We start from the raw sequence: 18,754 nt of genomic DNA on the forward strand, positions 1-18,754 counted from the left end.
GGTTATGTGTACAGCAGCTCCACATCGGCCAGCGCGGGGGCGTCCTCGCGTTCGGCAACGACCGCCGAGATCCGCAGCGTGCCGTCTTCCTTCCAGATGCGTGTCTTGAGCGTTTCGCCCGGGAACACCACACCCGCGAACTTCGCGGCATAGGAGGTCACGCGCGCGGCATCGCCGCCGAGTGCCGCGTCGACCGCGGCCTTGCATACCACGCCATAGCTGCACAGACCATGCAGGATCGGGCGGGGGAACCCGGCCGCGGCAGCGAAGCCAGGGTCCGAGTGCAGCGGGTTGCGATCACCGCACAACCGATAGAGCAGCGCCTGCTGAGGCAGGATGTGCGTCGACACTTCGAGGTCCGGTGCCCGCTCCGGAACGCCGCCGGCAGCGGAGGGACCGCGTTCCCCGCCGAAGCCACCCTCACCGCGGGCAAAGATCGAACGGCGAATGGTCCACAGTGGCCCTTGATCGTCGGATGTCGTTGTCTCCGTGACGATGACGGCAGCCTTGCCCTTGTCCCAGATTTCCACGACCTTGCCCTCGGAGCGGGCGGAGCCCGACGGCGGTAGCGGCCGGTGTGCGGTCACCTGCTCGGTGCCGTGCAGGATTTTGGCCAGGTCGATCTCGATCCCCGGGAACGACACCTTGGGCGGCTCCACCGCGTGGAAGCCCGAGGCGACGGTCGCGAACGTCGGCAGCACCTGCGGGGTCTTGTCCTGCAGGTAGCGCAGCTCCGTTTCGCTCACCGGATCGGCGCCGGCGCCGATTGCCAGGTGATACAGCTGCACATCGGATGCGGTCCAGGAGAATTCGGCAGGTTCGGTGGCCGCGCCCAGCGCGATATCGACATTGATAGGCATGTCTGGACCCTACTTCCCGGCGATATCGAGCGCGGCGAGGTAACCCCACGTCATGGCCGGCCCAATGGTGGCGCCGGGACCGGCATAGGTGTGACCCATCACCGGAGTGCTGACATTGCCTGCGGCGTAAAGACCTTCGATGATGCTGTTGTCGTCGCGCAGAACCCGGCCCTTGACGTCGGTACGCACACCGCCCTTGGTACCCAGGTCACCCGGCACCATCTTGGCCGCGTAGAACGGAGCCTTGGCCAGTGCGCCAAGGTTGGGGTTCGGCTTGTTGGTGGGGTCACCGTAGTAGCGGTCGTACGCGCTCTTGCCACGGCCGAAGTCCTCGTCCACGCCGCTGCGGGCGAAGCCGTTGAACCGCTCAATGGTCTGTGCCAACCCGTCGACGGGGAGGTTCGTGAGTTCCGCGAGCGCCTCGATGGTGTCGGCCTTGACGACGACGCCAGATTCGATCCACTTGCTCGGAATCTTTTGTCCCGGCTGCAATCCGGCGAAGATGTACCGGTTGCGGTATTCCTGATCGAAGATGAGCCAGGCGGGCAGGTTCTCGCCCGGGCCGGGGCCCTGGCCGTACTGGCCGCCATACATCCGGTGGGTGGCCTCGACGTAGGGAAGCGACTCGTTCATGAAGCGCTTGCCGGACGAGTTGACGATGATCGATCCGGGCGAGTTGCGCTCGGAGAGTGCGAACCACGGCCGCCCGACCAGCGGAACCGTGGGTCCCCACCACGAGTCCTCCATGAATTCAAGTGCCGCGCCCAGTTTTTCGGCGGCCAGGATGCCGTCACCGGTGTTGGCCTTGGTGCCCACGGTCCACTCGGTGGTGATGGGGGCGCGCTGGTACTTCACGCGCATCTGCTCGTTGTGTTCGAAGCCGCCGGAGGCCAGAATTACGCCGCGACGCCCCCGGATGAGGGTCGGTTCGGAGGCCTCCGGGGCCCCACTCTCGCGCACGTAGACACCCTTGACGGAGCCGTTCTCGATGTACAGGTCGGTCAGCGCGGTGTTGAGCTTGACCGGCACTCCAGCGTCACGCAAACCGATCCGCAGCGCTGCCGAGAGCGCGCGCCCCATGCCGACCAGCTTCTTGCCGGTGCCTTGCGCCCAGAAGGTGCGCACGCCTACCCGCAGGCTGCGCAGCACACCACGCGGGTGGCGCTTGAGCTGGTTCAGTCGCACGTAATCCTGCTGGCGCACGACGACATTCAGCGGAACCTTGCCGTACGGCGGCTCCAGGTTGGGCAGCTCGTCACCAAGCTTCTTAGCGTCGAAGGGTTTTGGCTCGACCGAGCGGCCGGCGGCGCGCCCGCCCGGGGCCTCCGGGTAGTAGTCGGAGTAGTTGGGCACCCAGTCGAGCTTCAGTGGGGAGTTCGCGAGGACGAACGAGAGCATCTCCGGCCCGCGATCGAGGTAGGTATCGATCTTCTCGCGCGGAACGACGTCGCCGATGATGTTGTAGAGGTACTCGCGGGCCGCCTCCGGCGTATCGGTCTGGCGAGCCTTCTTGAGGACCTCGTTGTTGGGGATCCATACGCCACCACCGGAACGGGCGGTCGATCCACCGAAGTGAGGGGCCTTTTCGATCAGCACGGTGCTCAGCCCGTTATGTGCCGCGGTGAGCGCCGCGACCATGCCGGCGCCACCACTCCCGACGACGACGACGTCGTACTCCTGCTCAGTCATGTAGAACACGTTATAGAATTGAGGCGGCCCGGCGCTACCGACGCTGGCCTGTGGTTTCATCGCCTGGACATCGTGACGTTGCGGCGAAAACAGAAACACGTTGCTGTTTTGACTACAAGACGATGAGGGAGGCCCCGTGCCGGGTCGTTCGGACATGCCGTCGGCCGATGTTGTCATCGTCGGATACGGGGTGGCGGGAGCGTCTGCCGCGCTGGCGGCGCTGGAGCGTGGGGCATCCGTTCTCATCCTCGAGCGATTCGACGGCGGCGGGGCTTCGGCCATTTCAGGGGGCATTTACTACGCGGGCGGCGGCACCAACATCCAGCGCGACGCGGGTGTGGAAGACACCCCGGAGCTGATGTTGGAGTACCTGCGGCTTGAGGTCGGGGATGCGGTGAAACCCGAGACACTACGGAGATTCGTCGACGGCAGCGTGGACACGCTGGATTGGCTCCAAGGTTACGGAGTTCCGTTCGAAGGTTCGCTGGCTCCTTTCAAGACGTCGTACCCCACCAACGACTACTACCTCTACTTTTCTGGCAGTGAATCCTCTGGCATGGGCCGTGCCGCCACCACACCCCGCCAGCGCGGACACCGCGCGTTCGGCCGGGGCGTGTCGGGAAAGGCATTGTTCGCGCCGTTGGCCCACTCCGCGGAGCGCTTGGGGGCCGATGTGTGGCGGCAGACCAGGGTCACCGGGCTGATCGTCGAGGACGGGTGTGTTGTCGGGGTGCGTGGGGTCACCCTGAAGGACGCGCCGGCCTGGGTGCGGCGGACGTACTCGCGCCTGACCCGCTATGCGACCAAGCCGGGCATCTATTACCCGCCGATGCGAAGGGCCTTGGAAGCTCCCGCGTACGCGTTGGAGCGCCGGTTCGCCACGCCGTTTGAGATCAGGGCCCATGACGGAGTGATTCTGTCGTCCGGCGGGTTCATCGCCAATCGCGAGCTGGTACGCCGGTATGCCCCGGCATACCTGGACGGGCTGGAGCTCGGTACCGCCGGCGATGACGGCACCGCGCTGAAGCTGGCCGAGCCGTTGGATGCGGCGACCGGGCATCTGGATGAGATCTCGGCGTGGCGCTTCATTGTGCCGCCCGCTGCCTTCCTGGGTTCGCTACTGGTGGATACCAAGGGGCAGCGGATGATTGATGAGTCGCGCTATGGTGCCGCGCTGGGTAAGGAAATCGTGCGTACGGCCGGCGGCATGGGATACCTGGTGGCCGACAAACCTTTGGTCAAGCGGGCCCGCCGCCAGTTGGGCTCGCAGACGCTGTGGTTCCAGCGGATTCAGGCCGAGGCGTTCCTCAACGTGGGCCGCCGGAAGGCCGGATCCATCGAGGAACTGGCGGCCAAGGCGGGCATCGACCCGGATGCGCTTGCGCGCACCGTGTCTGAACACAACCGGGCCATCGCCGACGGCACCCCGGACCCATGGGGGAAGCCCGACGACATCAGGGTGCCGATCCAGCAGGGGCCGTTCTATCTGTTCGACGTGTCCATCAAGACCAACATGCTCAATCCGTGTCCGATGCTGACTCTTGGCGGGCTGGTCGTCGACGAGGAGACTGGTGCCGTGCAGACCACATCGGGTGCCGCGATCCCGGGCCTCTATGCCGCCGGGCGTGCGGCGGTGGGTATCTGCTCCAATTCGTATGTGAGCGGATTGTCCCTGGCCGACTGCGTCTTCTCTGGACGCCGGGCCGGGACCGAGACTGGAAGGCACGTAGATGCTTAGTTCCGAAGTTCGTGGGGCCATCGCCGCGGATCTGGCCGAGGCCGAACGGACCAGGGTGGCCATCGTGCCGCCCACCGATACGCATCCGGATTTCGACGTCACCGACGCCTACGAGATCCAGCTCATGAATATTCGCTCCCGCCTAGCGGACGGAGCCAAGGTCGTGGGGCACAAGGTGGGCCTATCTTCCGAGGCGATGCAGAAGATGATGGGTGTCCACGAGCCGGATTATGGGCACCTGCTGGCCGATATGGAGCTGTTCGAGGATGTCGCGGCCTCGGCGTCCAAGTTCCTGTTCCCGAGGGTGGAGGTGGAGGTCGGATTCATCCTGGCCGCCGACCTGCCGGGTGAAGACTGCACCGAGGACGACGTACTGGCGGCCACCGCGGCGTACGTGCCATCCATCGAGGTGGTGGATAGCCGGATCACCAACTGGCAGATCAAGATTTGTGACACCATCGCCGATAACGCGTCTTCGGCGGGGTTTGTCATTGGGAAGCAACGGGTTTCGCCGAAGGACATCGACATCAAGTCAATCGATGCGGTGCTCACCTGCAACGGCGAGAAGCTGGCCGAGGGCAGAAGCGATGCGGTGCTGGGTAATCCGGTGACATCGGTGGCGTGGCTGGCACGCAAGGTGGCCTCATTCGGGGTGCGCCTGCGGGCCGGTGACGTGGTGCTGCCGGGTTCGTGCACGCGGGCATTCGACGCGCATCCCGGGGATGAGTTTTTAGCCGAGTTCGCCGGGCTTGGTTCGGTTCGGCTGGCTTTCGAGTAGAGGAGAGATTGTGGCGTCTAAGGCATCTGTGGCGATTGTCGGTTCGGGGAACATCAGCACCGATCTGTTGTACAAGCTGCAACGTTCGGAGTGGCTGGAGCCACGGTGGATGATCGGCATCGACCCCGAGTCCGAAGGTCTCAAGCGTGCCCGCGGCTTCGGTCTGGAAACCTCGCATGAGGGTGTGGATTGGCTACTGGCACAGGACGAGAAGCCGAACCTGGTGTTCGAGGCGACGTCGGCATACGTACACAAGGCGGCCGCGCCACGCTACGAAGAAGCTGGTATCCGGGCCATCGACTTGACCCCCGCGGCAGTGGGCCCGGCGGTCGTGCCGCCCGCGAACCTGCGCGCCCACCTCGATGCCCCGAACGTCAACATGATCACCTGCGGCGGCCAGGCGACGATTCCGATCGTGTACGCGGTGTCACGTGTGGTCGAGGTGCCCTATGCCGAGATCGTCGCCTCGGTCGCATCGGTGTCGGCAGGACCGGGCACTCGCGCCAACATCGACGAGTTCACCAAGACCACCTCCAGAGGTGTTGAGGTGATCGGTGGCGCCAAGCGTGGCAAGGCGATCATCATCCTGAATCCGGCCGATCCGCCGATGATCATGCGCGACACCATATTCTGCGCCATTCCGGAGGACGCGGACCGCGATGCGATTGCCGCGTCGATTCACGACGTGGTGAGCCAGGTTCAGCAGTATGTGCCCGGATACCGGCTGCTCAACGAGCCGCAATTCGACGAGCCGTCGGTGGTCAACGGCGGCAACCACGTTGTCACCACCTTCGTCGAGGTCGAGGGTGCGGGCGACTTCCTGCCGCCGTACGCCGGAAACCTGGACATCATGACCGCGGCCGCGACCAAGGTCGGCGAGGAAATCGCCAAAGAACTTCTATCTGCAAAGGTTTCGTGAAATGGGTTCGGACACCAGCACTCAGCTCTTGGGCACCGACGGGATCTTCTTCGACGCCGCGTGGGACGTGCGGATCACCGATACGTCGCTGCGTGACGGCTCGCACCACAAGCGGCATCAGTTCACCGCCGACGAGGTACGGGCCATCGTCGCCGCATTGGACGGCGCCGGTGTTCCCGTCATCGAAGTGACTCACGGTGACGGGCTGGGCGGTTCATCCTTCAACTACGGATTCTCGAAAACCCCTGAGCAGGAGCTGATCAAGCTCGCCGCCCAGACCGCGACCAACGCCAAGATCGCCTTCCTGATGCTGCCGGGTGTGGGCACCAAGGAAGACATCATCGAGGCGCAGGGCAACGGAGGATCGATCTGCCGCATTGCCACCCACTGCACCGAGGCCGACGTCTCGATTCAGCATTTCGGGCTGGCACGCGAGCGTGGGTTGGAAACCGTTGGCTTCCTGATGATGTCGCACACCATTGCGCCGGAGAAGCTGGCCAAGCAGGCGCGCATCATGGCGGACGCGGGATGTCAGTGCGTATATGTGGTGGACTCGGCGGGCGCCTTGGTGCTGGACGGCGTGGCGGATCGCGTCGCCGCGGTGGTAGCCGAGCTCGGTAGCGATGCGCAGGTCGGTTTTCATGGGCACGAGAACCTGGGTCTGGGTGTGGCCAACTCCATCGAGGCTGTGCGCGCCGGCGCCAAGCAGATCGACGGCAGTACAAGGCGTTTTGGTGCGGGTGCCGGGAATGCTCCGGTCGAGGCGCTGATCGGGGTCTTCGACAAGATCGGTGTGAAGACGGGAATCGATTTCTTCGATATCGCCGATGCCGCCGAAGAGGTCGTCGCCCCCGCGATGCCGACGGAGTGTCTGCTGGATCGCAACGCGCTGATCATGGGGTACAGCGGGGTGTACTCCAGTTTCCTCAAGCACGCCATCCGGCAAGGGGAGCGGTACGGAGTACCCGCACATCAGCTGCTGCACCGCGCCGGTGAACGCAAGCTCATCGGGGGTCAGGAAGATCAGCTCATCGACATTGCGCTGGAGATCCAGCGGGAGAACGCCGCGAAGGCGTAACCGCATCCACAGATCGATGATTTAGCCGGCCGCGCCCGGGCCGGACGCCGACGGGGGATCTGGGCGCGGTGGCGTCCGGCGTAGCATTGACCCCAGCGTTCCGAGCCGCGGCCGGGCGATGGCCTGCGCGGGCGGTGCGTACGCCGCTAAGCCCCTGTGTGGCTTAGCCAGTCCGCGCTGGTCGAGGCGAAGAGTGGTGGACGTACCCGACTCTGCGGATCGACTCGCTACGGGATCGCACCGAACGCTGCGGGGACATCGCCATCTCCCTTAAGCTGCTGGTTGAGTGTGGGGGTTTATTCGGTTGGGTAACCAGTCTTGATACCCGTGCGCTAGCTACTGAGTACCATCGAACTCTACGGTGATTTAGCGATTGAGGAAGGGGAGGGGGACGTTGCCCAAGCAGGATCGTGGTGCACCGCCCCGTCCCCCGTGGCTGCCCGAAGAAGACGAACAACGAGGCTTTCTTCGCTCGTTGAGGCGTAAAAAGCGCAACCCCGACGAGGACGAGACCAACGAGGATTCGTTAACCCACGAGACTGAGCGCCCCGCGACATCCAAGACTGGCATACAGGAGCCCATCACTGAAACGGTGACCTCTCCTGTGCCAGGGAGTCCTACCGCCACACCTGCTGAGGAAGACGCCGACAGCGACCAGGCGCTGCCCCACGTGTCCAAGTACTACACGCCACCACGTGCGCCCGAGCCGTCCGACGAACCTCTGGCAGCCCGGGGGCCGGAAGCGGCGCACGATCGTGAGCCGGATCCGGTTCCGGAGCCTGACGCGCAGGCCCCGCGAATCGTCAGGAGCCCACTTCCCGAGGTTGTACCGGAATCGCAGCCAATACCGCAGGTCGAGCAACTCTCATCACCTCCGCCCGTTGAGTCCCCGGCAATCCCCGAGGCGGAGTCCGTGGCCCCCGAGACCGCTGCTGCCGCCCCGCCCGCCCCCGTCGAGCCGGAGCCTCCCGTCGAGACTGCTCCGCCGGCCGAGCGGGTGAGCCCGCTCGTGCCCGGCTTCGAGCAACCCGTCATCGGTGTGGAACAGGTGTTTGGCGAATCGTCGGACGCGGATCCGTTCTCGCGATTCAGCTTGCTCGAGGCGCAACTGCGCCAGATGAGCCTGGACGAGAGCATCACCGACGATGAGCTCGAGCGTCACCGACGCCATGCGATGCCCAGGCCTGAACCGGTCGCCGCGACCGCGGGTCCTCTCAGCTTCACACCGCCGGAAGCCGTTGATATCGCCCCCGAGCCTGCCGCGGAGGCGTTCGAGGCGGAGCAAGCCGCCACTGAGCCGCCGGCGGAGCCGGTTTCAGTGCCGGTTTCAGTGCCCACGAGCGGTTTCACGCCGCCAGAGTCAGCAGGCGACGCTCCCGTAGCCGCGCAGGAGGCTGTTACCGCACCCGAGGCGCCCGAGCCCGTCGTGGCCACGTCAGGCCCGACTCCGGACGACCCCGAGCCGGCTCCTGCCGGACAGGACGCCGAATCGGCTCACCCTGAGCCTGAGGAGAGCCCCGATCTCAGCGGGCAGCTTGTTCCCGAGGTCCCTGCCGACGAACATCCGGTCGCCGAGGATGCCGAGGAGACTCCGGCGGCCGAGCCCTCGGTTGAGGTTGACGACGCCGATGCCAGAGCGGCCGCACTGCTGCAGCGCATCGAGGCCAAGCGCGCCGAGCTGGACCAGGAATTGGCCGCGCATGACGCCGCCGAGGCGCAGGCCGCCGAACCGGAACCGGCTCCGTTCGTGCCGATGGTGGCACCGTGGGCCTCGGTGCCCGAGCCGGTACGTTCACCTGAGCCCTACCCGGCCGAATCGGCCGATGAAGCCGGCGCCACGCCCGAATCCGGAGCAGCCGCAGGCGGCGACCCTGAGCTCGAGGGCTTCGCCCCACTGGTCGACGAGGACATCGTGATTTCCGCTCCGGCGGTGTACGACGAGGTACCCGCCGATCCCGCTTACGACGAGGATGTCGCGCACGTGGACGCCGCTGTTGATGACGCCGCGGATCACGTGGCAGCGGAGTCTGAACCTCTAGACGCGGTGCCGACGGCCGATCCGGAGCCCCAGGATGAGGCCGCCGACGTGGCATCGGAGCCGGTGGCGGAGGCTTCCGAGGCGCCCGCGGCCGCCCCGCCGGAGCCCGCAGAATCGGCGGCGGCGCCCGAACCGCAGGCGCCCGAGCCGTCGCCGTGGCAGGCTGCCGCTCCGGTAGAGCCGCCGGCGCAGCCCGCGTATTACGTGCCGCCCGTCGCGCCCCAGCAACCCGACACGCAAGGACTGCCCGCCCAGGAGCCCGCCGCGCAGGTTTCGCCGGGCTGGGGTCCGCCGCCGCCTCACCCCGAGTGGCAGCAGGGCGTACCTCAGGGGCCGCAACCGTATGGCGGGCAACAGTTCCCGTCGCAGCCGCCTCCTCAGCCCACAAGTGTCCAGGGTCAATGGCAATGGGTGCCGCAGGAGCCCCAGCACCCTGTGCAGCAAGAGCCGCCCGCCGGATACGTGCCACCACCCCAAGGCGCTGTTCCTCCCGCCAATTATCGTGCGCCGCAGGCGTACCGGATGCCGCCCTCACTCGACGAAGCCGAGGTCATCAACCGGGGCCGCTATGCGCCGCGTTCCGGCTGGCGCAAGGCCGTGCACAGATCTACCGGTGGCCGCGTCAATCCAGGAGACTCGCGGAAAGATCGCGATCGGGACCAGCTGCTGGCAAGCATCCGTCAGCCGATCCTGGGCGACTACCGCATTGCGGTGCTGTCCATTAAGGGTGGTGTCGGAAAGACAACCACCACTTTGGGATTGGGCTCGGCGTTCGCGACAATCCGCACCGACCGGATCATCGCCGTCGACGCCAACCCCGACCGTGGAACCCTGGCCGAACGCGTGCGCGATCATTCGACACAGTCCACCGTTCGGGACCTGCTCAACGATCGGAACATCAGAAGTTACGCGGACGTGCGCAATCACACCCGTATGGCCACCAGCCGCTTGGAAGTGCTTGCAAGCGAGCAGGATCCAGCGGTATCTGAGGCGTTCGGAGAGATCGATTATCGCAACACCATCGACATCCTGCAGCGGTACTACAACATCATCTTGACCGACTGCGGCACCGGGATCATGCACTCGGCGATGGCGGGGGTGCTCGATCTCGCCCACACCATCGTCTTGGTGAGCTCGCCCGCGATGGACTCCGCGCGCAGCGCCTCAGCGACTCTCGATTGGCTTATGCAGCATGGACACTCGGCGCTGGTGCGGGAAGCCCATGTGGTCTTGAGTGCGTCGCGCCCGGGATCCGCGGGGATCAAGCTCGACAAGGTCTACGAACACTTCCAGGCGCGTTGCCGGTCGATACACATGATCCCGTTCGATCCGCATCTCGCCGAGGGTGCCGATGTCGACTTCAACCTACTCAACGCTGATACGAATGTGGCGTACCTGAAGTTGGCCGGCGCGATTTCCGAGAGTTTCCCACGACTTCGCATGCGCGGCGACGAGCAGCGATAATACAAAAGAGGCGGGACAGCAAGATGATTGACGCTAGAGACACCCAGCGGCTCGTTGACGCCGGTGTGTTCTCGCTCGGTATTCCGATTGGCGGTCCGGCAACGGGCCGCGATGCCGTCGATCAGTGCGGGCGGAAGCGGCCCGGGAACTTGCCCGCAATGATGGTGAAGTGATTCGGCATGGCTGATTCCCAAGACAACGCACCAGATTCGCCACCGCCCAGCGGCCCGTGGCGCGAGCCCATCGCCGATGGATTGGGTGGCGGAGATACCAAGGGCAGTCCATTCCGCCGTTCCAAGAACTCCAACCAGGAATTCGTACCGCCTAGCGCTGACTACTTCCCGCAGCCGACGCTCAAACCGCCGCCCCCGCTGCCGAAGACCCCCAAGCTGTCGCGGCGACAGCGCAACCATCAGCGCCCGATGAACCCGATCTGGGAACCGGATCCGCTGAGCGCGTACGGCATGCCGCAGCAACAGAATCCCGCACCACCGGCACCGCCACAGGGGTACGGTGCACCGGTTCAGCAACCGCCGCCGAATTACCAGCCGCCGCCGCAGAACTATTACGCGCCACCGCAGAATTACTACGGCCCGCCGCCCGACCAGGCCCCGGCGCCCGTTGCACCGGTGGAACCCGTCGCACCTATCGGGCCCCCGCCGCAGGCGAGTCCGCTGCCCGCTTGGCCCGCATCCGCGGTGGTACCCGAGCCCCCGGCTCCGGAGCCGCCCGCACCAGCGCCCCCTGTCGAAGCACCTCCGGTACGCGAAGAGCGGGACGAGGCGCCCCGGGAGCAGCCGCCGGTCGAGGTGCCGCCACCTGTACCGGTGGCACCAGCGCCCGCACCACAGATCCGGGCCGACGATGCCTCCTCCATGATTCCGGAGGGTCTGACACCGTGGGGCGGCCAGGCGCCTCAAATGCCGCCCGCGCCAACGCCACCCGCACCAACATGGGCTCCACCGCCCCAGCCGCCGGCTGCGGCCGTACCGCCGCAGGCGTTTCCCCGCGCCGACTGGAGCACTCCGGCGGCTCCGCCGCGGGCTCCCTTCGTTCCGGGCCAGACTCCGTTCACCGCCGCCCGGCCGGAAGCCCCCGTGTACCGGCCGGCGCCGCAGCCTCAGCAGCCGGCGCGTCCGCAGGGGCCGAGCCATGACCAGCTGGGTCTCATCAGGTCGGTCAAGCCACTGCCGAGAAGCGGGTGGCGTAAGGCCGTGCACCGGCTCTCCGGCGGAGCGATCAACCCCGGCGAATCGTCTGAGGAATCGCATCGCACCGAGTTGATCGACCGGATCAACCTGCCCGTCCGCGGTGACTACCGCATCGCGGTGCTGTCCCTCAAGGGCGGTGTGGGTAAGACCACCACCACGTTCTCGCTGGGCGCCACCTTCGCGTCGTTGCGCGGTGATCGTGTGATCGCTGTCGATGCCAACCCAGACTTCGGAACGCTGGCTCAACGCGGCCCCGACGAGACTCGATCCACCGCACGAGATTTGTTGCGCGACCCAGATATTCACCGATACTCCGATGTGCGCCGGCACACCTCGCAGAGTGCCAGCCGCTTGGAGGTGCTGGCGTCGGAACGCGATCCGGCGGCCTCGGAGCTGTTCTCCGAGGCTGACTACCTCGCGGTGATGCGCATCCTGCAGCGGTTCTACAACATCATCCTGACCGACTGCGGTACCGGACTCATGCACTCGGCGATGGCTGGTGTGCTGGGCGAGGCCAATGCGATCGTCCTGGTGACGTCACCGGCCATCGATGGCGCGCGTAGCGCGCTGGCGACCCTGGACTGGCTTGACCACCATGGTTATTCGCACCTGGTGCGCCAGTCGGTGGTGGCCATCAGCTCTTCGCGGCCGGGGGCGTCCTCGATCGACCTCGAACAGCTCAGCCGGCACTTCCTGACTCGTGCGAGGGCTGTGCACATCATCCCGTTCGACAACCATTTGTCGGAGGGGTCGGAGATCTCCCTGGACTTGATGGGCAGGAAGACCCGGATGGCGTTCATGGAACTCGCCGCCTCGGTGGCGGACGGATTCTACGAGGGTGGAAACACTCGGCAGACGAGTTGGGGTTAGCGTTCGAGCTCGTCGGTCGTCATGAGGTCATCACGGACGCTGCGCTCGCGATAGGCGAGGCGCGCAACCCGGTGAGCCACCACCGGAGCAGTGATGAGCGTGAACAGCCCGGTGAGCACGATCATGCTGACATCGGTGTACCCCCGAAGTCGCAATGCCGCACCCGCCAGAACCAGCAGCAGTCCCAACACCTGCGGCTTGGACGCGGCATGCATGCGTGCCAGGGTGTCCGGGAATCGCACCACGCCCAGCGCCGCGGTTAGGGCCAGCAGCGAACCCAATAGCACCAGCGCACCGGAGATTCCGTCGAGGAAGGCGTTCATCGCTGCCTGCCGCGGCTGTCGTGGGGATCTATTGCGGTGTCGGGCACGCGGAAACGCGTCACGCTCACCGAGCCCAGGAAGCTGATCAGGGACAGCGCGACCATTCCGTAAAGCACGGTGGAATCCAGGCTGTAGGCAGCCCACGCGGCGAGTCCGCACATGGTGACCGCCACCAGGGTGTCGACGGCGACCAGCCGGTCCAGCGTATTGGGTCCGGCGAGCAACCGGTATGTCGTGATGCTGGCCGCGGCAATGAGCAGCACCGCGGCGATGTGCCATACGACGCTCATACTTCCTCCCTCGTCTCGGACTCGTCGAACGAGCCACGGTCGGGATGCCAATCGATATCGCGCTCGAACGCCGAGATGAAAAGTCGCTCCAATTGCCGTAATTGGGCGTAGAAGCTCGCCACAGCCTTGGGTGAGCCAACATCCAGCACATGCACGTAGGCCAGTCGGCGCTCCTGGTCGATCTCCAGGACCACCGATCCCGGAATGATGGTCAAGGTGTTCATCAGCAGCGCCATCACTAGGTCCGATTTCACCGAAAGCTGTGCCCGCAGTACGGCACTCAACGGCGGAGGCCCAGGTCTGATCGCCCACCAGGCGACCTGCAGGCTGGACAGCACCATGTACCAGCCGACCGTGAATGCCAGCCGGATCATGGACGCCACGTGAACGCGGCCTTCGACCGGCAGCCGTGGCATGGGCAGCAAGACCGTGATGACCAACGCCACCAACAGCCCGTTGATGGTGTTGGCCACTGAGAAGTTGCCCCAGAGCATGGTCCACACCAGCATGAGCCACACCAATGTCCAAGCCCGCAGCGCGATTTCGCGTGGCCCATACCTCGCTAAGCGCTTCATCGGGGCCCACCCCCGAGGACCGCGCTGATATACACCGTGCGATCACGGACCTCGGCCGCGGCGCGCTCGCTGATTCCGATGATGGGCCCGGCGAAGACGGTCAGGGCGACCCCGACGGCGATCAGGCCCAGCGTCGGTGCCAGCATGCCCGCCGGCATCCTGCCCACATCCGCGCGGTCCACGAACGCGACATCCTCGGCATCGTCAAGCAACGCGGTCGGTGCCGCCGCGGCCAAATCACCTTCCGGTGCGTCGGCGCGCGGACGCCAGAACGCCTTGGTCCAGACACGCGCCACCGCGTAAAGGGTGAGCAGACTGGTGATCGTGCCGCCGGCCACCAGGACCCAGGCCAGCACCGAGCCCTGCAGCGATCCGGCCTCCAACAACGCGACTTTGCCGATGAAACCCGAGAACGGCGGTATACCAGCCAGATTCAGTGCGGGTACCACGAATACGAAGGCCAGAACCGGGCTCGCCGCGGCGAGCCCACCCAGGCGATTCAGGGATGATGCCCCGGCTTGGCGCTCGATGAGGCCCACCACAAGGAACAGCGTCGTTTGCACGATGATGTGATGCGCCACGTAGTAGATGGCACCGGACATGCCGAGCTCGTTGGACAGCGCGATGCCGAAGATCATGTACCCGATATGGCTGACCAGGGTGAAGGAGAGCAGTCGCTTGATATCACTCTGCGCGATCGCGCCCAAGATGCCGACGATCATGGTGAGTAACGCGGCCACCAGCAGCACCGTGTTCAGGCCGCCACCGGGGAACAGCAGAGAATGCGCGCGAATGATCGCGTACACGCCCACTTTGGTGAGCAAGCCCGCGAAGACCGCGGTGACGGGGGCAGGCGCGGTGGGGTAGGAGTCGGGGAGCCATGTCGACAGCGGGAATACCGCCGCCTTGATGGCAAAGCCCACCAGCAGCACCGCGAAGATCGCCATCCGGGTACCCGATGGAATACCGTCTGCGCGGACTGCGATCTCGGCCATGTTGAGGGTCCCGGTCGCCGCGTAGACGAAGGCGATGCCCAGCAGGAAGACCACCGAGGACATCATGGAGACCATCACATACGAGATGCCCGCCCGCACCCGGTCGGCGCTGGCACCGATGGTCAGCAGGACGAAGCTCGCGACCAACAGCACCTCGAATCCGACGTAGAGGTTGAAAAGGTCACCGGCCAGGAACGCGTTGCACACACCGGCCGACAACGCCAGGTAGGTGGGCATGAAGATCGACACCGGCTGACGTTCGTCACCGTCACGGATACCCTGAGCCGCCGCATAGAGCACCACCGCCAACAGCACGATGGCCGAAACCACCAGCATCAACGCCGAAAGACGATCCACCACAAGGGTTATCCCAAGAGGCCCTAACTTCTCCGCGGTTGGTCCCCAGCCACCGACAGCCAGGGCAAAGGTCCCGTCACGATCCGTCAGATACAGCAGTGCGGCGCAAACCCCCAGCACCGTGGTCAATGCCGTGACGGTGATCAGTAGCTGCAGCCGGGGCCGTCTGCCTGCGATGAGGGTCAGCGCGGCCGCGGTCAGCGGGATGAGAACCGGCAGCGGAGTCAGCACAGACATGACGTTCATGACTTCTCACCAGCAGGTAGCGCGTCGAGCTCGGCGGGCGAGTCTTCGTCGAGCGGTGCAGACGCTTCTCGGTGTTCGTCGTTGCCGTCGGTGACCGGCTCGGGGGGCTCCTGGGCCACGCGCGCGTCCTCGGCGTCGTCGTCCACGACATCGTCGGCCTCCAGCGTGAACATGCGATAGATCAGGGCCAGAGTGAATGCGGCGACACCCATGGTGATGACGATTGCGGTGAGGATCATCCCCTGCGCCAGGGGATCTGCCACCGAGGTACGGCCAGCCGACTGCCTGCCGATGATCGGCGGATTACCGGAGGGCCCGCCCAGCGTCAGGATCAGCAGGTTCACCGCATTGCCGACAAGAAGCAGACCCAGCACCATGCGGGTCAGATTGCGTTCCAGCATGAGGTAGACGCCGCACGCGGTAAGCGCGCCGATGATGATCAGTAGTCCGAGATTGGTCACGGTGCACCCACCCCTCCACGCACCCGCGGAGACTCCTCGAGCTCGACGTCGAGGCGCGCCCCCAGGCTGCGTAGCACGTCGAGCACCAGCCCGACGACGACAAGATACACGCCGAGATCAAAGAAGATTGCTGTCACTATTTTGACATGCCCAAATCCGAGCATGTCGAATTGGATTGTTGCCGAGGACAATACGGGTGCGCCGAACAGCATCGAGGCCAAAGCCGTACCGCCCGAGAACGCCAGGCCCAGGCCCAGGATCTTGCCCGCGTCGAAGGGCAGTGTCTCACCCAGCTCGTAGCGCCCGCCCGCGAGATAGCGGAGTACCAGCGCCAAGCCGGCGGTCAGCCCCCCGGCGAAACCTCCACCGGGAACATTGTGACCGGCGAAGAAGAAGTAGAAGGACAGCACCATCACGAGTGGGAAGATGAGCCGCGTCGCGACTTCGAGCACCAGCGATCGGTGCTTGGGATCACGTAGCTCGCTGCCGCGCAGCCAGATTCCGGATGCGACCACCACATCGGGTTGGCCTGCCGCATCTCCGACTCGGGGAGCTCTGCCAAATCGCCGGTGCCGGAACATCAACGAGGCGACACCTGTCGCGGCGACCAGCAGCACCGAGATCTCGCCCAGGGTGTCCCAAGCTCGAACGTCGACCAACAGGACGTTGACAGTATTGGCGCCATGGCCACGCTGATACGCCGCTTGCGGTAGCAGGTCGGCGATCGGCCGGTCGCGCCGCGCGGCCATCGCGTACACCCCGAGTGCGGTGACGGTGCAGCCGACCGCGATGGCAAGGACGGCGCGAGGTAAGCGAAACCGGTTGGCTTGCCGTATATCCGATTCGGCGGGCAGCGCGCGCAGTACCAAGACGAATATCACCAGCGTGAGGGTTTCGACCAGGAATTGGGTCAGCGCGAGATCCGGTGCGCCGTGCAACGCGAAGATGGTTCCGGTGCCGTAGCCGGTGATACCGACCAACAACACCGCTGCCAACCGGTTGCGCATGACGATGGTGCCGACTGCCGCGGCGAGTATCAGCAGGCCGACGACACCCTGCAGCGGAGAATCCCAGAGACGCAAATCCGCCCGGTCGCGCTCGCCGAGCGCGAGGACGATCGTCGGCAGTGATACCAGGGTCACCAGAATGGTGGCCTGAGTGAATGGGATTGAGCCTCGTTGGGTCAGCGCCGTCAGCCGCTGCGATAGCACATCGGCGCCGCGCAACACCGCGTCGTATCCGCGGTCGGCATTGCCCAAGGGGTTGACGGCCAGGCGTGCCCGGCGCAGACGTCCGCGCGAGAAGAACGCCAGAATGCCTACGGCGAAGGCGATAGCGGTGAGCAGGAGGGGAACTCCGAAGCCTTCCCAGATGGCGATATGGGCGTCGACGGGATTGGCGTAGCTACCCAGTGCCCAGTTGAGCCAGTCGGGCAGGACACCGGCCGCCACACTTGCCACCGACAGCAGTGCGGGCGCCACGAGGAAGGCGGTGTCCGGGGCGTGTATGCCCTGTACGCGTGCGCTGGGTTCGGGTAAACCCTTGCGTGCGAAGGCGCCCCACATGAACCGCATGCTGTAGGTGATGGTGAACATCGAACCGATGACAATTCCGGTGAGCACCCAGGGCGCCGCCGAACCGAGTACCTGGCTATGCAGCACGGTGGCGAAGGCCAGTTCCTTGCCCACGAAGCCGAGGGTCAGCGGCACACCCGCCATACTCGCCGCCGCTATACCGGCGATCACCAGTAGCGTCGGTTGGCGATTGCCGAGCCAGGCCAGCTTGCGGATATCTCGGGTCCCGACGGTGTGGTCGATGATTCCGACCACCATGAACAGTGCGGCCTTGAACAGGGCGTGCGCACAGAGCATGACAAGCCCTGCCAGCAGAATGTCGGGGTCGCCGGTTCCGGTGAGCACCACCAGAAATCCGAGCTGGCTGACCGTGCCGAACGCCAGGATCAGTTTGAGGTCGTATTCACGTAGCGCGCGCCAGCCCGCCAGGATCATCGTCGCGATACCCAGGACCAGCACCACCGGCCGCCACGGCGTAGCCTCGGCGAATCCCGGAGACATGCGCGCCAACAGGTAGATACCGGCCTTCACCATGGCCGCGGCGTGAAGGTAGGCGCTGACCGGGGTGGGGGCTGCCATGGCACCGGGCAGCCAAAAGTGCAGGGGCACAATGGCGGACTTGCTCAAGGCGCCGATCAACACCAGTACCAGGCCGACATTGGCGGCCATACCCGTGGGCGGGTTTGCGATGAGGTCGGAGAGCAGGAAGCTGCCACCTACGTGGCCGAGCACGATGATCCCGACGAGCATGGCCAGACCACCGGCGGTGGTGACCAGCAGTGCCTGTACCGCGGCGCGCCGACTGGCCAGCCGTTCGGCGTAGTGCCCCACCAGCAGGAAGGACAGCACCGTTGTCAGCTCCCAGAAGATGTAGAGCAGCAGCAGGTTGTCGCTGATCACCAGGCCGAACATGGCGCCGGAGAACGCCACCAACTCGGCAGCAAAACTTGGCAGCCGTGGTTCGGTATGCCCGTCGCGGTGCCGGAAGTAGCTCGCGCAATAGAACAGCACCAGCGCGCCGATACCCAGTACGAGCACGCTCATGATCGCTGCCAGCGAATCGAAGCGCAGTGCGATGTCCATCGCTAGCTCGGGAACCCACGGAATGTCGATGCGAATGCCCGGACCGTCGCCCGGCCAACTTGCCAATACCCAGCTCAGCGAACCTAGCGGAACCAGTGCAAGAGGATAGAAAGCCAGTCGGCCGATGCGCGCCACAAGTAGCGGCGCCACCGCGGCTGCCACGGCATGGGCCAGTAGAATTGCAAGCAAAGGCACTCCCGTCTAT

Annotated in this window: 15 protein-coding genes; 7 read left to right on the forward strand and 8 right to left on the reverse strand. The window is 65.4% G+C overall.

The annotated features are described in order from the left end of the window. Nucleotides 1-2: 2 nt before the first annotated feature. The gene (locus tag ABG82_RS03735; RefSeq protein WP_043079738.1) at nt 3-860 is read right to left on the reverse strand and encodes a MaoC/PaaZ C-terminal domain-containing protein; all 858 of its coding nucleotides are present in this window, start codon (nt 858-860) and stop codon (nt 3-5) included. Nucleotides 861-869: 9 nt separating this feature from the next. After that, nucleotides 870-2,558: a 3-oxosteroid 1-dehydrogenase gene (gene kstD, locus ABG82_RS03740; protein WP_043079796.1), complete on the reverse strand. Its 1,689-nt coding sequence runs from the start codon at nt 2,556-2,558 to the stop codon at nt 870-872. Nucleotides 2,559-2,703: 145 nt separating this feature from the next. Here kstD and ABG82_RS03745 point away from each other — a divergent pair, with 145 nt between their 5' ends. The 7 genes from ABG82_RS03745 (at nt 2,704) to ABG82_RS03775 (ending at nt 12,645) form a co-directional block, all read left to right on the forward strand. Beyond that, the gene (locus ABG82_RS03745) at nt 2,704-4,287 is read left to right on the forward strand and encodes an FAD-binding protein (protein WP_043079795.1); all 1,584 of its coding nucleotides are present in this window, start codon (nt 2,704-2,706) and stop codon (nt 4,285-4,287) included. Continuing rightward, a complete protein-coding gene (locus ABG82_RS03750) occupies nt 4,280-5,065 on the forward strand; it encodes a 2-keto-4-pentenoate hydratase (protein ID WP_043079737.1) in 786 nt (261 codons plus the stop codon). Before ABG82_RS03745 ends, ABG82_RS03750 begins: the two co-directional genes overlap by 8 nt. Nucleotides 5,066-5,075: 10 nt before the next feature. Next, entirely contained in the window at nt 5,076-5,984 is a 909-nt protein-coding gene (locus ABG82_RS03755) for an acetaldehyde dehydrogenase (acetylating) (protein ID WP_043079736.1), read from the forward strand. Between the two features lies 1 nt (nt 5,985). Next, entirely contained in the window at nt 5,986-7,062 is a 1,077-nt protein-coding gene (dmpG, locus tag ABG82_RS03760) for a 4-hydroxy-2-oxovalerate aldolase (protein WP_078343925.1), read from the forward strand. A 394-nt stretch (nt 7,063-7,456) separates the two neighbouring features. Further along, the gene (locus ABG82_RS28415; RefSeq protein ID WP_054417027.1) at nt 7,457-10,564 is read left to right on the forward strand and encodes a MinD/ParA family ATP-binding protein; all 3,108 of its coding nucleotides are present in this window, start codon (nt 7,457-7,459) and stop codon (nt 10,562-10,564) included. Between the two features lie 23 nt (nt 10,565-10,587). Continuing rightward, nucleotides 10,588-10,737 carry a hypothetical protein gene (locus ABG82_RS28540; protein ID WP_052511134.1) on the forward strand — a complete coding sequence of 50 codons (150 nt, stop codon included), beginning with the start codon at nt 10,588-10,590 and terminating at the stop codon, nt 10,735-10,737. Between the two features lie 6 nt (nt 10,738-10,743). Further along, nucleotides 10,744-12,645, forward strand: a complete 1,902-nt coding sequence (locus ABG82_RS03775) for a MinD/ParA family ATP-binding protein (protein ID WP_043080222.1) — start codon at nt 10,744-10,746, stop codon at nt 12,643-12,645. Here the strand turns inward: ABG82_RS03775 and mnhG are convergent. Genes mnhG through ABG82_RS03805 form a run of 6 tightly spaced genes read right to left on the reverse strand, consistent with a single transcriptional unit; the run spans nt 12,642 to nt 18,738 of the window. Continuing rightward, nucleotides 12,642-12,968, reverse strand: coding sequence for a monovalent cation/H(+) antiporter subunit G (mnhG, locus tag ABG82_RS03780; protein WP_043080221.1), 327 nt, complete (start codon nt 12,966-12,968; stop codon nt 12,642-12,644). The two genes, ABG82_RS03775 and mnhG, sit on opposite strands and share 4 nt — an antisense overlap. Beyond that, nucleotides 12,965-13,258 (reverse strand): monovalent cation/H+ antiporter complex subunit F, encoded by a 294-nt coding sequence (locus tag ABG82_RS03785; RefSeq protein ID WP_043080220.1) that lies wholly within the window; start codon nt 13,256-13,258, stop codon nt 12,965-12,967. The genes mnhG and ABG82_RS03785 overlap by 4 nt, the downstream gene beginning before the upstream one ends. After that, nucleotides 13,255-13,833 (reverse strand): Na+/H+ antiporter subunit E, encoded by a 579-nt coding sequence (locus tag ABG82_RS03790; RefSeq protein ID WP_043080219.1) that lies wholly within the window; start codon nt 13,831-13,833, stop codon nt 13,255-13,257. The genes ABG82_RS03785 and ABG82_RS03790 overlap by 4 nt, the downstream gene beginning before the upstream one ends. Beyond that, nucleotides 13,830-15,422: a Na+/H+ antiporter subunit D gene (locus ABG82_RS03795; protein WP_043080229.1), complete on the reverse strand. Its 1,593-nt coding sequence runs from the start codon at nt 15,420-15,422 to the stop codon at nt 13,830-13,832. Before ABG82_RS03795 ends, ABG82_RS03790 begins: the two co-directional genes overlap by 4 nt. A 5-nt stretch (nt 15,423-15,427) precedes the next feature. Continuing rightward, nucleotides 15,428-15,892, reverse strand: a complete 465-nt coding sequence (locus tag ABG82_RS03800) for a Na(+)/H(+) antiporter subunit C (RefSeq protein ID WP_043080218.1) — start codon at nt 15,890-15,892, stop codon at nt 15,428-15,430. Next, nucleotides 15,889-18,738 (reverse strand): Na+/H+ antiporter subunit A, encoded by a 2,850-nt coding sequence (locus ABG82_RS03805; protein WP_043080228.1) that lies wholly within the window; start codon nt 18,736-18,738, stop codon nt 15,889-15,891. The genes ABG82_RS03800 and ABG82_RS03805 overlap by 4 nt, the downstream gene beginning before the upstream one ends. Between the last annotated feature and the right edge of the window lie 16 nt (nt 18,739-18,754).

The organism is Mycobacteroides immunogenum (assembly GCF_001605725.1).
GTDB classification, from domain to species: domain Bacteria; phylum Actinomycetota; class Actinomycetes; order Mycobacteriales; family Mycobacteriaceae; genus Mycobacterium; species Mycobacterium immunogenum.